This is a genomic window from Hymenobacter glacieicola (assembly GCF_014640315.1).
GTDB lineage: Bacteria > Bacteroidota > Bacteroidia > Cytophagales > Hymenobacteraceae > Hymenobacter > Hymenobacter glacieicola.
Genome location: NZ_BMGS01000002.1, coordinates 396939 through 416638, shown reverse-complemented (window position 1 = coordinate 416638; position 19700 = coordinate 396939). Strand labels below are relative to the sequence as shown.

Sequence of the window (19700 nt, the reverse complement as noted above, 5' to 3'; positions counted from 1 at the left end):
AACTAGTTGGTTGGTCCGTTGTCTACTTGGGCTTCGATGTTTTGCTGGGTGCTGGTAGCAACAGCAGAAAGCAGGTCGAGGCCGGTGGCGGCTTCGATGGCGTCGACGCTGATGCGGTGCTGGCCCCAGTTAGTGCTGAGAGAGCTGTTGGGCATATCGATGGCAATGATGCGGGTGCTGGCGGTGACGCGCGTGGCATCGTCGGTGCCGGTGGGCAGGATTACAATGACCTTCCAGAGGCGAGCCGGAACGGTGACGCGGCCGTTGTCGAGGGTTTGTGTGATGCCACCGTTGGAGCCAGTACCACCGCGGCCGTAGGAGCCGCAGATAATGTAGACCTCGTTGCCGCTGCCGAGGAAAGTACGGGTGTAGTCTTCCAGGTTAGCCCAGGTCTGCTGGTTGTTGCGCGGGGCCTGGGGTACCATGTTGGTCATGAGGAAGGTAGCCGAGTTATCGGCGACGGTGTTGGTGCGGTCGGCGCTGGGGCACATATGGCCCCGGTCGAAACCTGAGTTGCTGAAGCTGGAAGACTGCACCTGATACCAGCCCGCAGGTAGGGTATTATCAGCGCGGAAATCGTCCTGGCGAGCAGCGGAGCCGCGCCAACGGGTGTCGAGGTGCCAGCTTACCCAGTTGGGAATGCCCCGGTCGCGGTGGTAGGATAGGGCATACTGGCGCTTACTGAGCAAGTAATTGGTGGGCTGATTGGCGTCGGGAGTAGCGCCGCTGGGGTTGCCGAGAGTCAGGTGTTCGGGAAGCGGCTGCGTAGGAGCCGGGTCACTGGTAGTGGAACAGGCGGTAGCCAATGCCCCTACGAGGCCCCAAGACAGCAAGGAAAAAGCATGAAAGCGCATCGAGCACACCAAGAGAAAAATACTACTCAAATGTAGCTATTCAAGCTGTTAAAATGGATTGTAGTACACTTTTGTACGGGTCGAATTCACACCTTAATAAACTAAATTTATTAGTTTATGTAACTAAATTGATTAGCATACACTATACTTGCCGACACACTTGTAGCAAGCATTCTGTATGTCTGACCTGACATTAGTATTTGGGAACCTGCCGCCGGAGCCGCTGTGGGTGCCTGTCATTGACTTCCAGCTTCCCTGCGGCTTTCCTTCACCGGCCGACGATTATCAGGTGGAGTTGATGGATTTAAACCGGATATTCTTCCGGAACCCGGACTCCAGCTTTCTGGCCCGTGCGACGGGGGAGAGTATGACGGGGGCCTTCATTCATGATGGCGACCTGCTGGGCATAGACCGGAGCGTGACGCCGCGGGATGGGGACGTGGTAGTGGCCTGGGTGGATGGGGCCTACACGGTGAAAACCTTGTCGAAGCGGCCGAATGGGGTGCGGCTGCTGCCGGCAAATCCGGCGTATGAGCCGGTGGATATTAAGTGTCCGGATGAGGTGCGTATTTGGGGCGTGGTGGTGGTGGTGCTGCACACGCTGGTACACGAAAGCCGTTTGGGTTTGAGCTATGTTCGCCCTAGTTGATTGCAATAATTTCTACGCTTCCTGTGAGCGGGTATTTCGGCCCGAGCTGGAGGGTAGACCGGTGGTAGTGCTATCGAACAATGATGGATGCATCATTGCCCGCTCGAACGAGGCGAAGGCGCTGGGGCTGAAGATGGGCGACCCGTACTTTCAGGTGAGGGAGTTGCTGCGGCAGCACGACGTGGCCGTCTGCTCGTCGAATTACGAGTTGTATGGGGACATGAGCAGACGGGTAATGTGGTACTTGGGGCAAGTGGCGCCGGAGCTGGAAGTGTACAGCATAGACGAGGCGTTTCTGAATCTGTCGGGCATGACGCGCTACCTGGGTGACTTAACCGAGTACGGGGCGCGGGTGCGGGCCGACGTGCTGCAGCGCACGGGTATTCCGGTGTGCGTGGGCATGGCGCCGACCAAGACACTGGCGAAGTTGGCGAATCGGGTGGCCAAAGCGGCCAGCAAGGCAGCCACGCCGGCGCTGTCTGGTAGCGGGGTGTTGTGCCTAGATACGGACGATAAGCGGCAGGACGCGCTAGCCAGGGTAGGGGTGGAGGACGTGTGGGGCGTGGGGCACCAGTACGCGACCAAGCTCTACGCGGCGGGCTACCGTACGGCGGCTGACCTGGCGGCTTGCCCGTTGCCCTGGGCTCGAAAAAACCTGGGAGGCGTGGTAGGAATGCGCTTGGTGCGGGAGCTGCAGGGCTACCCCTGTCTGAGCATGGAGCCGAGCGAGGGTGGGGGAGCGGTGCGCAAGTCTATTGCCTGCACCCGGTCGTTTGGGAAGCCAGTAACGGCTTTCGAAGACGTGATGGGGGCAGTGGCCACGTTCGTGTCGAGGGCGGCGGAGAAGCTGCGGCGGCAGGGCTCGGCGGCGCGGGTGCTGACGGTGTTTGTGAGTACTAACCGGTTTGGGAATGAGCCGCCACCGTTTACTCGTTCGGCGCTGGTGACGCTCTCGGTGGCCACGGATGATACGCTGGAGCTAGCGGCGCAGGCGCGGCTAATGCTAGGCAAGGTGTGGCGGCCGGGCACACTCTACAAGAAGGCTGGGGTGATGCTGGATGGATTGGAACGGGTAGGGGAGCAGCAGCTCGGGCTGTTTGAGCAGCCAGCGGCCGTGAGTGGCAAGCGGATGGAGCTGATGGGGACGCTGGATGCGCTGAACCGGCAGTATGGCAAGGGAGCAGTGATGGTGGGGTCGGCCAGTGTGCGGAAAGGTGTAGGAGCCGCTTGGGAGATGAATCGGGAGCAGAAGAGTCCGGCCTACACGACTAGTTGGGGGGAGTTATGGCGGGTGTGGGTGTGAGCAAAATGTCTGCGTAAACCCTCATTCTTGTCCCCGAGGCATTTATTTACTCCTTATTTCCATGCGAGCTATCATTGCCGAGCTTTGCTAGTTACTTAGCTATTATTGTGCTTTAATATTTCGTACTCTGCATTCTAGTACCTCTTGATAAGTTCAGATAATTCTATAGCTGCCCCTTCTATTGAAGCGCTGAGGGGTGAAAACTTTATGATTGCGGCCTATCAGCGAGGCTATCGGTGGACCCGGCAGCAGGTGCACGAATTGCTAAATGATCTAGCCGAGTTTAAGCAGCGGGCAGATTCGGGCCTCCGCTACTGCTTGCAACCGATTATCGTCCGTGGGACCCAAGAGAGCCGTGAGGTAATTGACGGGCAGCAGCGGCTAACGACCATTCACATTCTAATAAGTTATCTGCAGCGCGATACGTTGGATCCGGAGTTGTTCTCTCTGTGCTACGAGACTAGAACCAAAAGCGCAGAATTTCTAGCCACGTTGGCTAATCAGACGTGGCAAAGCAGTCGGGATAATATCGATTTTCATTTCATGTACTCCGCCTATAAGGCCATTGAGAGCTGGTTTGCGGAAAAGGCATTGGGACAAGATATCGAGGAGGATGAATTAAAGAGCCTGCTGCTCACGCGCTGTTTCGTTATCTGGTACCAACTGGACGACAGTCAGACAGCGCATGACGTGTTTGTGCGCATTAACTCTGGCAAGATTCCGCTGACCAATGCGGAGCTTGTTAAAGCACTGTTTCTAAAAAGCCGAGACGGCGAGGATACCGAGCAGAGCCAAGAGTTTGCCTTGAGGCAGCTAGAAATTGCCAGCGAATGGGACCAAATGGAATCAGCGTTGCATCAGGAGGACTTCTGGTATTTTTTGAACCAAACGGCCCCGATCCAGGCGACTCGGATAGATTTTATCTTGCAAAATCTGACAGGAAAAGAAGCGACTGCACAGGATGCCTTTGCTATTTATCACCACTTCAGCGAGCTGTCGGAGATGACCACCGTAGATGGAGTACTGAGCCAGTGGCAGCAGATCAGATACCGCTTTGAGGTACTCGCGTATTGGTTTGACGACAGACAGCTTTACCATTTAGTAGGATACCTGTTGGCTATTGGGACTTCCCTGAATGAAGTACTAAAGCTAGTCCACAATTGTACCCAATCGGAGTTTCGCACCCGCTTGAAAGCATGGATTCGGACAAAATTGCCAGCAATAGATGATATTCCGGCTCTAAACTTTCATTCAGACAAGTGGAAAATTCACCGAGTGTTACTGTTGTTTAATGTGCTGCATTATGGCAAGCATAGCAGTCAGCGGTTTCCATTTCATCGATTCAAACAAAATAGTAGCAACGTTACAATCTGGAGTTTGGAGCACATCCATGCCCAGAATTCGGAGTTGCCTCGGGGAATCATAGACCTAAAAAAGTGGCTGGAGGAGCTACGCAGCTACGTGGTGGGGGCTAGTATGACTGATGTGTCGGAAAGTAAAACTATAGGTCGCTCGATGGCCGAAACAACCCATGAGCTACTCGCTGCCATGGATGCCGCCGGGCAACAGGAAGAGTTGTCGCAAGAACAGTTTCTTGCACTACAGAGGCAGGTATTTGCCCTGTTTGGTCCGCCCGATTCACACAGTATTGCTAACCTAGCCCTGCTTTCCACGCAGGACAATGCTTCACTTAACAATGGATTGTTTGCCGCGAAACGGCAGATGATTTTGCAGCGGGAGCAACAGGGGGCTTTTGTGCCACTGGCTACACGCAACGTATTTCTAAAGTATTATTCATGCCCCCCACGTCACCTAAGCTCCTGGACCATAGCAGACCGGGACGATTACGTGAAAGCCATACAGGACAAGCTTCGCGACTTCTTTATTTCTAGCGATGCCGATTTCTAATATAGACAATGCGCAGATTAGCTTCTGGGAGCTGATTAAAGACATGCGAATCCGGATTCCGCTGCTACAGCGCGACTATGCTCAGGGACGGGAAGACCGCCAAGCAGCCCTGGTACGGAAGCTATTTCTTGATGCCTTATATGAGGCCCTAACGCAAGCACATAAGGCACCGTTGCGGCTTGATTTCGTGTACGGGCAGGTGGAGAATACTACGCTGCTACCCCTAGATGGGCAGCAGCGCCTGACTACCTTGTTTCTGCTGCACTGGTATGCGGCGGCCAAAGCCCGGGTACTATCTATTGCCAGTGAGCGGCTGCGCAAATTTAGCTACCAGACCCGCCGCAGCTCCCGGGATTTTTGTCTGGGTCTGGTCGGGTATCAGCCGATTCTTACTGATATCGCCAACGGGAAGGCACTCCAAACGAATATAGAGGACGCGGCTTGGTTTCAGCCAACCTGGCGGCGGGACCCGACAGTAAAGGCCATGCTTGTGATGCTGGCCGCTATTCATGATAAATTTCAGGACATCCCCGACCTGTTTGCATGCCTGACAACTGAGCCGGCGCCGGTAGGCTTTCATTTCCTGAATCTGACGGATGTGGGGCTTACCGATGACCTATACCTGAAGATGAACGCCCGAGGAAAGCCGCTCACATCATTTGAGAAGTGGAAGGCCGCGTTTGATCAACTGCTGGCAAGACACGAAAACGTGCATCAGGATTTTGCGCGGAAAATGGACAACGAATGGCTGGATTTCTTCTGGCGGCAATACCAGGATGCTCCGGAGAGATTGGATCAGGCGTTTGAGGACTTTATAGATTTCTGTACCCGAATGCTGGGAGCCCGGCAGCAGGCTGGAAAGAAAAAGACCGGTGAAGCTGTAGTAGACTCTTTTGATCTGTACCGGCAGGTGTACGCAGACGAGGCAAATGTGCGGTTGCTAGAGCAGATGCTGGACCAGCTAACTAGCATACCTGAAATGAAAGCCGCAGACTATTTTGGGCAGCTCTTTACCACGCAACGGGAGCAGGCCAAGGTGCAGTTGTTTGGTAATGGGAAAGTGCATCTGATGGCGGAGTTGAAAAATGCGGATTACAAAGTGCAACTGTTACTGTACGCTCTGCTGCAGTACGGCGTGCGGGTACGTCCACTTACAGCTATAGATGATGCCCTGCGGGATTATGTACGCGTAATACGCAACTATCTGGAAGGGCGGCGCCGGCGCCGATGGTGGGAAACCAGTTTCGTATCTGATTTAGATGCTGATAATTTATCAGCTACCCTAGCTGACCTGGATGCCTTAGTTCCGGTGGCGACAAAGAATATTTATGACCATTTAGCTACAGCTACCCAGCCGCAAATCGATAGCGCCTGGTACCGTTTGGAGCAGGAGAAGGCACAGTTGCTTAGAGGTAGGCCAGAGCTGAAAGAGTGGGTGCATCAGCTGGAAGATCTAACCGTATTCCGGGGGCAGCTAACAGGATTTAAGCTAGCCGCTAATCCTACGGATACACATGGCTTAGTAGCCTTGGCTGATAAACTACCGGAGCTGGCCCAGGCAGCAGTAGCAATATGGTCGGATGCAAGTAATAGTAATCTAACAGTAAGAGCGCTAATTGCTGAAGATGATTACTCATTTGGCATCGGGAACGACAGATGGTTCTTCGGTTCAGCTTCCGACTTATATCCAATGCTAACCGATGACAGTCAGAAAAAAGGCTTTTTGCCCCAGTTCTTGCAGCGATTTGCGGATACGCCAGGCTCTGACGCGTCCGCTAGGCTGCAACTGATGATTGATCGATGGCTGGAATCGGCTACGCCGCAAACGGAAGGCTGGCGGTATTACTTCGTGCGTTATCCGGCGATGACGAGCGGGTATAGTTCGATGCTATACCATTGGCCAGAGGACCGGGACTATGAACTGCGGTGTCTGTCGAAATCTTCATTAAAGGGCTTCCATATCAATCCGTATGTGCGCACGGTTATCAGGCTTCTGAACGACTCGGCACGCTGTAGTGAAGAAGGCTCGCGGGACCATGATCGGGAGTGGAGCCCCCTATGGCTGTACGCGGTACCTACAATGGATGGCGAAGCGGTGGACTTACCCTTCTACTGTGAGCAGCAGGGCTGGCGGCTAGATCTTGACAGAAAAGAATCACTGCGATTAGCTCCAGAGTTGATAGCTAGATTTAGCTTAACCAAGATTGAAGATTTACAACAGTACTGGTTATCAGACTTAGCTGGATCTGACCGTATTAAAACTGCAATTCAGTTCATTGATCAACTATATCGGCAACCATTGCTGATGGGCTAAGCTATCACCCGTTTAGGAATATATTAAAATCTAGTTTGCTATAAAATTGCCATTGAATAGTAGGGAGTTGACTGGCTTAACCAAGCATCAAAAGAGGAAGTAGATAAAAAATATTAGTAGTTTAAGTATCTACCGCCAAAAAATACCTTCACGATTCAATTCCTGACCCCAGCTCTCTTCTTACTAGCATATCGTGCTGATGAGCTTGCAGGATACTGCTCTTGAATGAACCGAAATTTCTATATAGAATCTAATTATGCCAACCCTTGGTAACGTGACAAGTAGGTCGACATAGTTCTCATAAGCGGAAATTTGAATAGTAGGATACGGTCGTAATTAGCTACTACATACATTTCATCTTAGATTTGACGATACAGTAGTACATACGTTTGTCAAGCAGTATTCATATCTAGTCTATCCTCTACTTAGGCTCATTCTACCGCGTTCATCAAGCACTGTGAGTTTAATCTACGTTGCCTGTTTGGACTTGTATCTTGCCTAGAGGCCATAGAGTTCGATTGGCTGGTGGCGAGCAACTATCCAGCATCAAATGGTCATTACTGACTACCACACGAAATATTTCGCTCACGAGTTAACTCGGCGGTTTCCGTCGGATGACAAGGGTAAGCTCTCTTCAGCTCTGGTAGATGCGCGGGTAGATTTGAATCCTCATCAAGTCGATGCCGCCTTATTTGCTTTTCGGTCGCCATTGGCTAAAGGAGCGTTGCTGGCCGATGAGGTAGGCCTAGGTAAAACGATTGAAGCGGGGTTAGTGCTCTCTCAGAAGTGGGCGGAGCGCAAACGGCGCATTCTCATCATTGTGCCGGCTAACCTGCGCAAGCAGTGGTACCAGGAGCTCACGGAGAAGTTCTTTCTTCCTTGTCGTATCCTCGAGTCGAAATCGTATAAGGAAGCGCAAAAGCAGGACAACCGTTACCCGTTTAATTGTGAAGAGGTAGTTATTTGTTCCTATGCTTTCGCTGCAAATAAGGACTCGGATGTGCAGGATGTGCCCTGGGACTTAGTTGTTATTGATGAAGCGCACCGGCTGCGCAATGTGTATAAGCCACAGAATATCACAGCCAACAAGCTCAAGTTCGTATTGGCAGGCCGCGAAAAGCTGTTACTTACGGCAACTCCCCTACAGAACTCGTTGCTGGAACTGTATGGCCTCATTAGCTTCATTGACGAGCACACGTTTGGAAATCTTAAAAGCTTTCGTGAGCAGTTCGCTAATCTAAATCAGGATCAGGTATTTCAGACCTTGAAGGCCCGATTACAGCCCCTTTGCCACCGGACGCTACGGCGGCAGGTGGAGCAGTATGTGCCCTACACTAAGCGGTTCTCTATTCTGGAGCGATTTACGCCGGATGATAATGAGCACCGGCTTTACGAGATGGTGTCAGAGTACCTGCAACGAGACAACCTGCAGGCGCTACCGCCTGGGCAGCGGACGCTTACCACTTTGGTACTGCGGAAGCTCCTAGCCTCCTCTACTTTCGCTATTGCGGGGGCCCTCCAGTCGATGGCGAAGCGGCTACAGGCACGGTTGGAGCGGCATGACCTGACGGAGGCAATGGCCGATGCCATTGAGGAAGACTATGAAGCCTTTGAGTCGACGGCGGATGAATGGCAGGAACACGAGCCACCAGTAATCCTGTCGGACCAAGATAAGGCGGCACTGCAGCAGGAAATACAGGATCTGCAAGGTTTTGCTACCCTAGCGGCCTCCATTAATGAGAATGCTAAAGGCCGCTCACTGCTGACTGCGCTACGCACCGCATTCGCGAAGGCGAAGGCTATTGGAGCCGAGCAGAAGGCCATCATCTTCACTGAGTCGCGCAAAACACAGCACTACTTGTTGACCTTATTGGGGCAAAGCGAGTTTGCGGAAGGCATTGTGTTGTTTAACGGCAGCAATAATGACTTAGGCTCCCGGCAGATCTACAAAGAGTGGTTAGCAGAGCACCGAGGCTCCGATAGGGTAACTGGCTCGCCTACGGCTGACATGCGCTCAGCCTTGGTAGATTATTTCCGGGAGAAGGGGCACATCATGATTGCTACTGAAGCGGGAGCGGAAGGAATTAACCTGCAGTTCTGCTCGCTGATCGTGAATTATGACTTACCGTGGAATCCACAGCGGATCGAGCAACGCATAGGTAGGTGCCACCGCTACGGGCAGAAGCATGATGTAGTAGTAGTCAATTTCCTAAACACTAAGAACAAGGCCGATGAGCGGGTATATGAACTGCTGGATCAGAAGTTTACCTTGTTTGATGGAGTATTTGGGGCCAGTGACGAAGTGTTGGGAGCTATTGAGTCGGGAGTAGACTTCGAGAAGCGGATATCTGCTATCTATCATAAATGCCGGAAGCCAGAAGATATTGAGGAGGCGTTTAATAAGCTGCAGGAAGAGCTTAAGTATGAGATAAACGAAACCATGACGCTCACGCAGCGGAAGCTACTAGAGCACTTCGATGACGAAGTGCGCGACAAGCTGCGTGGGCTGAAGGATACAGCACAAGACTCTCAAAACCGATTTGAGCGGCTGCTGATGCTGCTTACGAAGCATGAGCTAGGTGCGCTGGCGTACTTTACTACTGAACAGGCTTTCGACCTATTGGCACCGCTGCCAGCGGTACCGAGGGCGCCGTTGGGGCGTTATGAATTGCCGCGTAGTACAAATGAAGCACACTTCTACCGGTTAGGTCACCCATTAGCGCAGCAGCTAGTAGCGCAGGCAAAGAATAGGGAGCTACCTCCGGCGGAAGTAGTGTTTGACTATAGCCAGCATGAAGGCCGGGTGACAGTGCTAGAGAATCTGCAAGGCCAATCTGGATGGGCTATGCTTTCTTGCTTTAGTGTGGAATCTCCGGTGCAAGGCGAAGACTATTTGCTGTTTTCGGCAGCAACGGATGAAGGGCAGACCTTGGACCAAGATACTGTGTCACGGCTGCTACGCCTAACTGGGGAGGTACGCGGGCCGATTTCAGGAATGTCGGTGCCTCGTGAGCTAGTGGATGACACATTCCAGCAACAGAGGCAAATTCAGCGCACCATTGAAGCCCGTAATGCTAACTTCTTCGAGGCGGAAGTGCAAAAGCTGGATGGTTGGGCGGATGATATGAAGGTTACGCTAGAGCGGGATATACGGGAAATGGACCGGCAGATCAAAGAAGCCCGGCGAGCGGCTACGGCGGCCCTTACCCTTCAGGCCAAATTAGAGGGACAGAAACAGCTCAAGTCTCTAGAGGCTCAGCGCAATCAGAAGCGGCGGGCACTTTTTGACGCGCAGGATGAAGTGGACCAGCGACGGGAAGAGTTGATTAAAGAAGTGGAGGGAAAGCTAAAGCAACGGATTAGCATGAAACAATTATTTGTGATTCGCTGGACACTATCATGAGCCCTGCAGGTACTATTGGAATACCAAATGAATTAGGACATGTACAGCGCCGCCTACGAACCGATTTTACCGGTTTGCTGCCTGAAGCTACCATAGGAACGGAGGCAGAACGTGAGGCAAACTTTTTAAGCCGGGCGTTGGCGGCATTTACTATTCACCGTTTGTCGGGGTGCACGTTGGTGGAAGCTGCCGCCGCCGTGGTGGATGGCTATGCAGACGGGGGGATTGATGCTATACACTATACCCCTACCTCTCATGAAATCTGGATTGTGCAGTCGAAGTACCACCAAAACGGGCGAGGCGAGCCAGCATTGGGGGATGTTACAAAGTTCCGGGCGGGCATTGACGATCTGCTGCATGGCAGATTTGAGGCCTTTGATGGAAATGCTTCGTGGCGGGCAAAGCTGCCGCAATTACGTAACCTACTAGGGTTCGACAGGCCGCGGGTACGAGCAGTACTGGCATACAGCGGTATTCATACTCTGTCGGATGACCGGCACCGGCTACTCGATGCTATGTGCCAGGCCTATTTGCCAGATGATGATTTTCTGCAGTGGAAGAGCTGTAATCTGACAACACTCTATGACTGGATTACTGGTGCTGAGGAAGCACCGGGCGTACCTGAGGTTCAACTGACCCTGCTTTACCCGGGCTGGGTACGGACTCCTTACGAGACTATTTATGGCCTGCTACCACTGTCGGAGCTAGCAGCTCTGGCACAACAGCATGGGACACGGTTGATAGCAGCTAACCTACGCGGATATCAGGGTGATACCGTTGTCAATCAACAAATCACGGCAACCGTTACTCAGGAGCCGGAGAACTTCTTCTATTTCAATAATGGCTTGACTGCCTATTGCGAACGGCTGAATGTGCATGCACAGGATAGCGCCAATACAGAGCGGAAGCGAGTTCGTGCTGTAGGCTTCTCAGTGGTGAACGGAGCACAAACGTTAGGAGCAGTAGCCGCCGCTCTGGCAGGGGGAGCTGCCGCTGAGGGGCACGTCTTTCTCAAAATCATGTCGCTGGAGCGAGTGACGGATGATATAGACTTTGCGGAGCGCATCACGCGCAATACCAACTTGCAGAACCAAGTGACGTTGCGTGACTTTGCGGCGCTGGATGAGCAGCAGGCCCGCTTGGCGCGGCAACTAATGCTAGATGGTATTACTTACCATTACAAGGAAAGCCACGACACACCGGCAAGTGATGGAGCCAACTTTACACTGCGAGAAGCTACGGCAGTTTGCGCCATCTTATTTGATGGGGAAGACTGCGAGTTCTGCGCGCGGCTGACAGCAGATCCAGAGTCATTGTGGTCGAAAGACACGGTTTATCCGGATGATGCGCTTTATCCCTCGCGCTATGCACGCATTTTCCGGGCGGAGCTAACGGGACGGGAGTTATGGCGGGCAGTGCAAGTGCAACAAGTGGTATGGGCGACATTACCGACAGAAGAAGCCAGCATGGTACGCCAAGAATACTTTACCTATGGCCGCTGGCTGATTTTACTGTTGGTATTCCTGCGCCTGCACCCTGAACGAGGAGATACACTTACGCTGACAGAAACGGATCAACGTGACATAGCCGCAATGGCTGAGCGTTGCAGCGAAGTACTATGGCAGGCATGTCTCAGCCAAGGAATTGTCGGAGAAGAAGCAAACGGCAGCTTTTCTGCTCCTACAGCCCTGCTGGAAGTCTTTGGTCGAGCAGATGATTGCAGCCGGCTACGCAAGGCATCACTTCGTCAGCTTTACACATCATAAGTACCAGACATACACAATTACACATAATTAATAGTACACCTACCCATGCCTACTCCCGACGAAATTAAAGTGCAAATAGAAGCTGTACTTCGGCAACGTTTTTTTTCAATGGTGCCCAAAATTGAAAAGCCCGGCAGAGAAAATTGGACCGAAAGCCAACACGATACTGATAGGTTATCTCGCTCTTTAGCGGCTTACACATTAGTTATGGAATGTGGTATAGACGACGTGACGGCAACAGCTGCGCTTACAGACGGCAGTGATGATAAGGGGATGGATGCTGTGTTTTTTGATCAGCTAACTAAACGCCTCATTGTCGTGCAGTCGAAATTTAAACAAAACTCGCCAAATGAGGCTGAAGCTCAAAAAACTATTAATGGCCTTAGAGCTTTACATGCTAAACGCTTCGCAGAATTAAACAAGGCGTTTCAGGATAGGCAGCAAGAGATTGAGCAAGCGCTGAGAACACCAGGGCTTAAAGTGGAAATGATATATGTATTTCTTGGTGATAATTTTAACGCTCATGCTTCTAGCGACTCAAATGCGTACGGAGTTGAAAAGAATGTAGCGGCTATTTTTTTCTCTTGGAAATATATAACAGGAGCAAATATTTTTTTACACACTAGAAATGAACAAAATCCAGTAAAAATAGTAGATGTTGTTACAATAGAAAATTCGATTTCCATTAACAGCCCAAGAAGAGCTTTCTACGGATTAATGAGTGCTATTGAGATAACACGCATAGTTGATGCCCATGGACATGCGTTGTTCAATCGAAATATTCGTCACTACTTAGGGGCAGTAGGTGTAAATCCTTCTATTTTACAAACTATAAAAAATGATCCAAGTGAGCTGTTCTACTTAAACAATGGAATTACTATAGTAGCTGAAATTATTACTCCATCACAAAGTGATAGTTTTGAATTAGTCAATTTTTCAATCGTAAATGGAGCGCAAACAGCAGGTTCAATTGCCGCAGCTGCTGCTGAAACAACTATATCGCCTGATGCCAAGGTGTTAGCTACTGTTATAGAAGTGGGACCAGATACCTTACAGGTAGGAAACCGGATAACTAAAGCTCGCAATAGTCAGAATAGAGTCAATAGTATTGATTTTGCAGCCCTCACGCCTGTTCAGGAGCGCCTAAGACAGGAGTTGGCAGCCATAGGAATAACTTACTATTATCGACCTTCTGAGGAAGCCCAAGTTGAGCATGATGACACATTCAAGTTAGAGAGTGCAGCACTAGCATTAGCATGCTTAGGATTCCCTTTGCAACCTAGTGTGCAGCCAGGGCGCAGACAAGCTAATTACAATGGTCTTGAGTTAGTTGTGACTGCTAAAAAGGAAGTTGGAAGACTGTGGGAAGCTGGATCTGTTACTACCCAACGTATTTTTGGTGAAACTTTGACTGGCATACGCACATGTAGGTTAGTTCGTATCTATAGGTTTATAGATAGCATATTAGCGGGCTCTGAAAGCAGCGAAACTGAGTACAATCGACGGATGCTATTCCGGCATGGTCGATACTTTATAATGGCATTTGTAGCCAAGGCCCTTCCACAAGTGATTAACCGAGTTGATCCTAATCTGTCGGAAGAGGATAAGACTGTGCTGTCGCAGCAAGTGGATAGGCTGGCTGAGAGAGTTTATACAGTCTCACTACCAGAGCTGGAGCACCATGGTTATCTTGCAACTTTCCGAAATATGCACCTAGCCCAGCCTCTAGCTGATGCAGTGCTTCAAAACCTGGAACAAGAAGTAGCTCAGGCACTTCAAGCGACACCCCCAATTGCCCCAACTACATGAGCAAGAAGCAACGACTAGAACTGACCTGGGTAGGCAAGGAAAACCGGCCCAAACTGGAGCCGCGCATCCTGCTTGAAGACTCTACGCTGTCCTATCACGCCGCACACCGGGTAACTGATCAAGACCAGTTTGACAATATACTTATCCAGGGTGATAATCTCTTAGCTCTCAAAGCTCTTGAAGCAGAGTATACTGGAAAGATAAAGTGCGTTTTTATTGATCCGCCATATAACACAGGTAGTGCATTTACACATTATGATGATGGTATTGAACACTCATTATGGCTTTCATTGCTACGCGATAGGTTAGAAATATTGAGTAGATTAATGGATGAAGAAGGCTCAATATGGATTACCGTAGATGATAACGAAGCTCATTATCTCAAAGTGTTGTGTGATGAAATATTTGGCCGCAGAAACTTTGCTGGTAATGTTATTTGGGAGAAAATATTCTCACCTAAAGGAACTGCTCGAGGACTGTCTGCTAACCATGACCATGTACTTTGCTATGCCAAGGATTTTGATAAATGGAAGAGAAATTTACTTCCAAGAACAGAGAAAATGGATAGTAGATATAAAAATCCTGATAATGATCCACGTGGGCCTTGGAGCCCTGATAATTTAACTGCAAGGAATTTTTATGGTGCTGGTCAATATTCCATAATTACACCTAAGGGAAGACTTATATCTGGCCCCCCTAAGGGAACATTTTGGCGTGTATCAGAAGATAAATTTAAATCCCTTGATAAGGATAACAGGATCTGGTGGGGTGAAAACCGTGACAACCAACCACGACTCAAGCGATTTTTGAGCGATGTAATGTCAGGTACAGTTCCACAAACAATATGGCTTCAAACTGAGGTTGGCAATACGCAAGAAGCTAAAAAAGAGGCTAATGCTTTTGTTCTAGATGGCCAGGAAATATTCGATACTCCTAAACCGGAGCGTTTGATAAAACGTGTTTTAGAAATTGCAACAAACACAGGCGACTTAGTTCTTGACAGCTTTGCCGGCTCTGGCACTACTGGTGCGGTAGCTCAGAAAATGGGCCGCCGATGGATTATGGTAGAGTTGGGAGAACATGCTAAGACCCACATTGTACCACGTTTACAGAAGGTAGCAGATGGTGAAGACCAGGGTGGTATTACCAAAGCAGTAGAATGGAAAGGTGGTGGCGGATTTCGCTTCTACACTCTCGCTCCGTCGCTCTTAGAAAAGGACCGTTGGGACAATTGGGTCATTAACAAAGCCTATAACCCTGAAATGCTAGCGGAAGCGTTGTGCAAGTTGGAAGGCTTTACTTATGCACCCAACCCGGAAGTGTATTGGCAACAAGGCTTCTCCAACGAAACGGATTTTCTATATGTGACAACTTCGACGCTTACGCACGCACAGCTGGAGCAACTTTCGGAGGAAGTGGGTCCAGATAGGACGCTGCTTGTGTTATGTCCGGCTTTCAAAGGAACGGCTCCTTTCGACAATCTGACGGTGCGCAAGATTCCAAAGCATGTACTGAGCCGCTGCGAGTGGGGGCATGACGATTATAGTCTGCGGGTGGAGAATCTGCCTCAGGCGCCTGTACCTGCTAATACGCAGCCCAGCCAGCTGACCCTTTTCTAATATTCCCGCCCTATCCAACGTCAGAGATGCATCGTCAAGTAAATGCTATTGCCGGCCGGCTCAGTTTGCGCGCTCCTCAGCGCCATTCTCTGGAGCTGCTCGACCGGCTTATGGAAGTATTTCCACCATTGCGGGATGCCAAGGAGGCGGACCCGGCTCAGTTGCTGGAAGTCCTACGTAGCGAGTTTCCAACGCTGAAAGACTTCGAGCGGGAGTTCCCGTCGGTGGGGTTTTCGCTAGCCACTGGGGTAGGCAAAACGCGCCTGATGGGCGCCTTCATTGCCTACCTGCACTTGGCACACGGCATCAACAACTTCTTTGTGCTGGCGCCTAACCTTACTATTTACGAGAAGCTAATCCAAGATTTTACCCCGAACACGCCAAAGTATGTGTTCAAGGGCATTGCAGAGTTTGCTATTAATCCGCCGGCCGTTATCACGGGTGAGAACTATGCCGACCGAGTCGGTGACTTGTTCTACGAGACGCTGGCTTGCAAAATCAACGTCTTCAACATCTCCAAGATCAACTCGGAGGTACGAGGTGGTAAAGCGCCCCGCATTAAGCAGTTGGGGGAGTACTTGGGGGAAAGCTATTTCGCCTACCTATCTAAACTGCCCGATTTGGTGCTGCTGATGGACGAAAGCCATCGGTACCGAGCCAGTGCGGGGGTTAGGGCGCTTAACGAGCTGCGGCCTATTCTTGGGTTAGAGCTTACGGCCACGCCGTATGTGGAAACCACTAAGGGTCCAGTTCCTTTCAAGAACATCATCTTTGACTACCGGCTGGCCAAAGCCATGGAAGATGGGTTTGTGAAAGAACCGGCCGTAGTAACCCGTAAGGATTTCAATCCCAAAGGCCTGTTGCCAGAGGCTCTGGAAGATCTAAAGCTCCGGGATGGTATTCGGCTGCATGAGCAGGTGAAGGTGGAACTGGAAACATATGCCCGGCAAACTGGGCAGCACTTGGTAAAGCCCTTCGTGTTGGTTATTGCCCGTGATACTACGCACGCCGCGCAACTGCTGACCCATATCAAGTCGGATGAGTTCTTTAAGGGAGCCTACCGCGACAAGGTGATACAGGTAGACTCCAGTACCAAGGAGGAGGAGGTAATAGAGCGGCTGCTGAAAGTAGAGCAGGCCGACGAGCCGACGGAAATTGTGATTCACGTGAACATGCTGAAAGAAGGCTGGGACGTGACTAATCTATACACGATTGTGCCATTGCGGGCGGCCAATGCTCGGGTATTGATTGAGCAGAGTATAGGGCGGGGCCTGCGCCTTCCCTATGGCAAGCGTACGGGCGTGGAGGCAGTGGACACGCTAAATATCGTGGCACACGACCGGTTTCAGGAGATTGTGGACGAGGCGCGGCGGCCGGGCTCGGTGCTGCAGTTGAAGGAAATTCAGCTGGATGATTCGTCGTTCTCGCAGTCGATTAAGACGACCGTTTCGCAATCTATGCTGGCTAATCAGCTGGGCCTAAATCCGGTGGCTGGCCCTGGCCAAGCTTCCGTAGCCGGGCAGACGACTACTCCACCCGTATTTGCAAAACCTGAGGAGCAGCAATTGGCTCAGCTGGCCTACGCTGAGATTAAGCGCCTAGCCAATAGGCCCAATACAGCTCCTCTCCAGAGTAACTTGACCAGCTCCGAAGTGCAGGCAGCCATCGTAAAGGCAGTGGAGGCTCGGCAACCACCCCTGCAGCTAAATTTGGAGCTCGATAATACGGCCTCTAAACCTGACGTGGCGGCTATTGTAGCTAAAACTTTCGCGCTCATCAAGCAGCAGACCATTGACATTCCGCGGGTGTTAATTGTGCCGAAGGGAGAAGTAAGCTCGGGCTATCATTCGTTTACGCTGGACCTGAGTGGGATGAAATATCAGGCTATTCCGGATGAGCTGTGGATTCAGCGGCTGCGGACGGGTGATAAGACCGTGGTGTCTCTGGGCCGGGATGGTGTAGAAGAGCAACGGCTGGAGGACTACGTAGTAGCGGGCTTAGTCGATTTCGACGATGTGAACTACTATGAACATGCTGACCTACTATATGACTTGGCCAGCCAGGTGGTGCAACATTTTACGTCTTACCTAACGCTCGATGATACGCGGCGAGTATTGCGCAGCTACCAGAAGGAAATAGCAGGCGCGGTGCACGTGCAGATGTTGGCGCACGCCTGGGACGAGTCGACAGATGGCTATGATGTCAAGGTCAGCCAAGGCTTTACGGAGCTCAAGCAAAGCGCTTATACAACCTCTGCCAACGAGCCAGTGCTCGACTACCGCGTGGCACCAACCAACAAGAGCAATATGCCTCGCTACCTATTCGGAGGATTTGAGAGGTGCCTATACGCCGTACAGAAGTTTGACTCTGACACGGAACGCGCACTGGCTGTGATTTTGGAGCGGGATGCTGAAAAGTGGTTCCGGCCAGCGAAGGGACAGTTTCAGATTCACTATCAGGAAAACCATGAGCTAGCGGAGTATCAGCCTGATTTCGTGGCGGAAACTGCGGAGGCTATATACATGCTGGAGCCGAAGAGTACAAGGGAGATGAACGATGCTATTGTGCTGGCCAAACAGAAAGCTGCGGAAACCTGGTGCGCTCATGCTACTGAGTACACGAGCCTAACAGGTGGGAAGCCATGGCAATACGTGCTAATTCCCCACACAGCTGTAGCTGAGAACAAGACCCTGAAGGGACTGGTGCGGGAGTATGGCTCGGCTGTGTTAATTACTACTAAGTCATAATCCTCCTTCTGCTTACAGATCAACTATATGCCTGTACTGCATACCCGCTCGGCTCATTACCATAACGGCCATTTCTATGACCCTGAAACTCATGAGCGGCTGATATTAAGTGATGGAGTTGAGTTGCTATTGACAGCAATGCCATCCGCGTTTTTGCCCTTTCAACCTGCCGGTGATGATTACAACCCGCAGCGGGTGCGGACTGAGGAGGATATTCGCCAGCAGCTTATGCAAGACCCGAAAGTTTCTGAATTCTATCGGTTGATGGAGGCCGGCAGCGAGTTGCGCTTTGCCTTGCATCCGCCTAAGCCTCCGGTACCAGGGGCCAAAGTAGCTGAATACATGTTTCGAGTACGGCTGGATGAGCCTCTGTTCGTGTACATAAGTGCCAACGCAGGTAAAGAAGCTGACACAGCCAAGCTCGTGGATAGCGCCTGCCGGGTAATACATGCAGAGCGCACCAATCAGTTCTTTGACAGTGCTCCTGACCGTCTGCGCTACTTTGAACAAGTATTTGCCCTTTCGCTCAATAGCCTCATCAAAAACACTTACGTGCACTACTTCCAAAATGTGGGGGCACCGGGACGGAGCGCATTTGAGGTTATGCTTGTGGGCGATACCACGGAAACTCTAAAACAGCTGCGCAAGCGGGTGTTGTCACAGCGCTAGCAATCGAACCAATAATCTGATGCCTGCACCGCTCTTTTTCCAACCGGTCGATTTGCTGGCCTTTCAGCGTCGACTGCAAACTAACCCGCACTATAACGCCACCAACCCTGCCGACAAGCGTTATGCTGAGCAACTCAAGGCAGGGGTTTTTGAGAAGACAGCGTATTGGGGACAGCAGGTAGAGCGCCGGTTATCACCAGGGCGCTATGAATACGTTATGCGTCAGACCTGGACGCAAGGCACGCATTTTCGCAAGTATTCGTGGGCACGTTTTTTCCTGTTGGGGACGCCTGATAAGGCGTTTTACTTCACGCTAGGCATTGACTCAGGCGAAACCGACGATGCACGACGTTTGGCTGCTGAAGAATTGGCACCGCCCGGACCGGCCTTGATAGTAAAGCTGGATGGTCACTTTGCTAGTGACGGCACTCTTACAACTGCACAGTATGCAGCGGGTGAGGCCTTGCGCCAAACACTACCACTAGCAGCGCGCTGGTGGCGTATCGGTCCGGAGCAATTGCATGACTATGATTGGTCGCGGCTGCTAACAGAAACGATGAGATTTGTGCAGCAGTATGAAGGTGACTTGCTTCGCATCATGGAGGCTACGCGTCAATAGCTACTAATCAATTTAGACTAGCCACACAGCTGCTTATAGG

Annotated in this window: 12 protein-coding genes; 11 read left to right on the top strand and 1 reads right to left on the bottom strand. The window is 51.2% G+C overall.

Going from position 1 to position 19700, the window contains the following annotated elements:
- Positions 1–2 precede the first annotated feature (2 nt).
- Positions 3–854: a DNA/RNA non-specific endonuclease gene (locus IEW18_RS04870; RefSeq protein WP_188556695.1), complete on the bottom strand. Its 852-nt coding sequence runs from the start codon at positions 852–854 to the stop codon at positions 3–5.
- A gap of 178 nt (positions 855–1032) precedes the next feature.
- Between IEW18_RS04870 and IEW18_RS04865 the strand changes: the two genes are divergently transcribed.
- The 11 genes from IEW18_RS04865 (at position 1033) to IEW18_RS04815 (ending at position 19660) form a co-directional block, all read left to right on the top strand.
- Positions 1033–1503 carry a LexA family protein gene (locus IEW18_RS04865; protein WP_188556694.1) on the top strand — a complete coding sequence of 157 codons (471 nt, stop codon included), beginning with the start codon at positions 1033–1035 and terminating at the stop codon, positions 1501–1503.
- Positions 1487–2806 carry a Y-family DNA polymerase gene (locus IEW18_RS04860; protein ID WP_188556693.1) on the top strand — a complete coding sequence of 440 codons (1320 nt, stop codon included), beginning with the start codon at positions 1487–1489 and terminating at the stop codon, positions 2804–2806. Before IEW18_RS04865 ends, IEW18_RS04860 begins: the two co-directional genes overlap by 17 nt.
- 144 nt (positions 2807–2950) lie before the next feature.
- A complete protein-coding gene (locus IEW18_RS04855; RefSeq protein WP_188556692.1) occupies positions 2951–4714 on the top strand; it encodes a DUF262 domain-containing protein in 1764 nt (587 codons plus the stop codon).
- The gene (locus tag IEW18_RS04850) at positions 4701–7028 is read left to right on the top strand and encodes a DUF262 domain-containing protein (RefSeq protein ID WP_188556691.1); all 2328 of its coding nucleotides are present in this window, start codon (positions 4701–4703) and stop codon (positions 7026–7028) included. Before IEW18_RS04855 ends, IEW18_RS04850 begins: the two co-directional genes overlap by 14 nt.
- A 550-nt stretch (positions 7029–7578) precedes the next feature.
- The gene (locus IEW18_RS04845) at positions 7579–10431 is read left to right on the top strand and encodes an SNF2-related protein (protein WP_188556690.1); all 2853 of its coding nucleotides are present in this window, start codon (positions 7579–7581) and stop codon (positions 10429–10431) included.
- Positions 10428–12197, top strand: a complete 1770-nt coding sequence (locus tag IEW18_RS04840) for an AIPR family protein (protein WP_188556689.1) — start codon at positions 10428–10430, stop codon at positions 12195–12197. The genes IEW18_RS04845 and IEW18_RS04840 overlap by 4 nt, the downstream gene beginning before the upstream one ends.
- 45 nt (positions 12198–12242) lie before the next feature.
- Complete coding sequence (locus tag IEW18_RS04835) at positions 12243–14006, top strand: AIPR family protein (RefSeq protein ID WP_188556688.1); 1764 nt, start codon at positions 12243–12245, stop codon at positions 14004–14006.
- Positions 14003–15625: a site-specific DNA-methyltransferase gene (locus IEW18_RS04830; protein ID WP_188556687.1), complete on the top strand. Its 1623-nt coding sequence runs from the start codon at positions 14003–14005 to the stop codon at positions 15623–15625. Before IEW18_RS04835 ends, IEW18_RS04830 begins: the two co-directional genes overlap by 4 nt.
- 26 nt (positions 15626–15651) lie before the next feature.
- On the top strand, positions 15652–18372 hold the full coding sequence (locus tag IEW18_RS04825) for a DEAD/DEAH box helicase (protein ID WP_188556686.1): 2721 nt from the start codon (positions 15652–15654) through the stop codon (positions 18370–18372).
- Positions 18373–18399: 27 nt separating this feature from the next.
- Positions 18400–19041 carry a hypothetical protein gene (locus tag IEW18_RS04820; RefSeq protein ID WP_188556685.1) on the top strand — a complete coding sequence of 214 codons (642 nt, stop codon included), beginning with the start codon at positions 18400–18402 and terminating at the stop codon, positions 19039–19041.
- A gap of 19 nt (positions 19042–19060) precedes the next feature.
- A complete protein-coding gene (locus IEW18_RS04815) occupies positions 19061–19660 on the top strand; it encodes a hypothetical protein (RefSeq protein ID WP_188556684.1) in 600 nt (199 codons plus the stop codon).
- Positions 19661–19700: the final 40 nt, after the last annotated feature.

Coding starts and splice junctions, on each gene's coding strand:
- IEW18_RS04870 (WP_188556695.1), bottom strand. CDS start 854: ATGCGCTTTCATGCTTTTTCCTTGCTGTCTTGGGGCCTCGTAGGGGCA.
- IEW18_RS04865 (WP_188556694.1), top strand. CDS start 1,033: ATGTCTGACCTGACATTAGTATTTGGGAACCTGCCGCCGGAGCCGCTG.
- IEW18_RS04860 (WP_188556693.1), top strand. CDS start 1,487: ATGTTCGCCCTAGTTGATTGCAATAATTTCTACGCTTCCTGTGAGCGG.
- IEW18_RS04850 (WP_188556691.1), top strand. CDS start 4,701: ATGCCGATTTCTAATATAGACAATGCGCAGATTAGCTTCTGGGAGCTG.
- IEW18_RS04845 (WP_188556690.1), top strand. CDS start 7,579: ATGGTCATTACTGACTACCACACGAAATATTTCGCTCACGAGTTAACT.
- IEW18_RS04840 (WP_188556689.1), top strand. CDS start 10,428: ATGAGCCCTGCAGGTACTATTGGAATACCAAATGAATTAGGACATGTA.
- IEW18_RS04835 (WP_188556688.1), top strand. CDS start 12,243: ATGCCTACTCCCGACGAAATTAAAGTGCAAATAGAAGCTGTACTTCGG.
- IEW18_RS04830 (WP_188556687.1), top strand. CDS start 14,003: ATGAGCAAGAAGCAACGACTAGAACTGACCTGGGTAGGCAAGGAAAAC.
- IEW18_RS04825 (WP_188556686.1), top strand. CDS start 15,652: ATGCATCGTCAAGTAAATGCTATTGCCGGCCGGCTCAGTTTGCGCGCT.
- IEW18_RS04820 (WP_188556685.1), top strand. CDS start 18,400: ATGCCTGTACTGCATACCCGCTCGGCTCATTACCATAACGGCCATTTC.
- IEW18_RS04815 (WP_188556684.1), top strand. CDS start 19,061: ATGCCTGCACCGCTCTTTTTCCAACCGGTCGATTTGCTGGCCTTTCAG.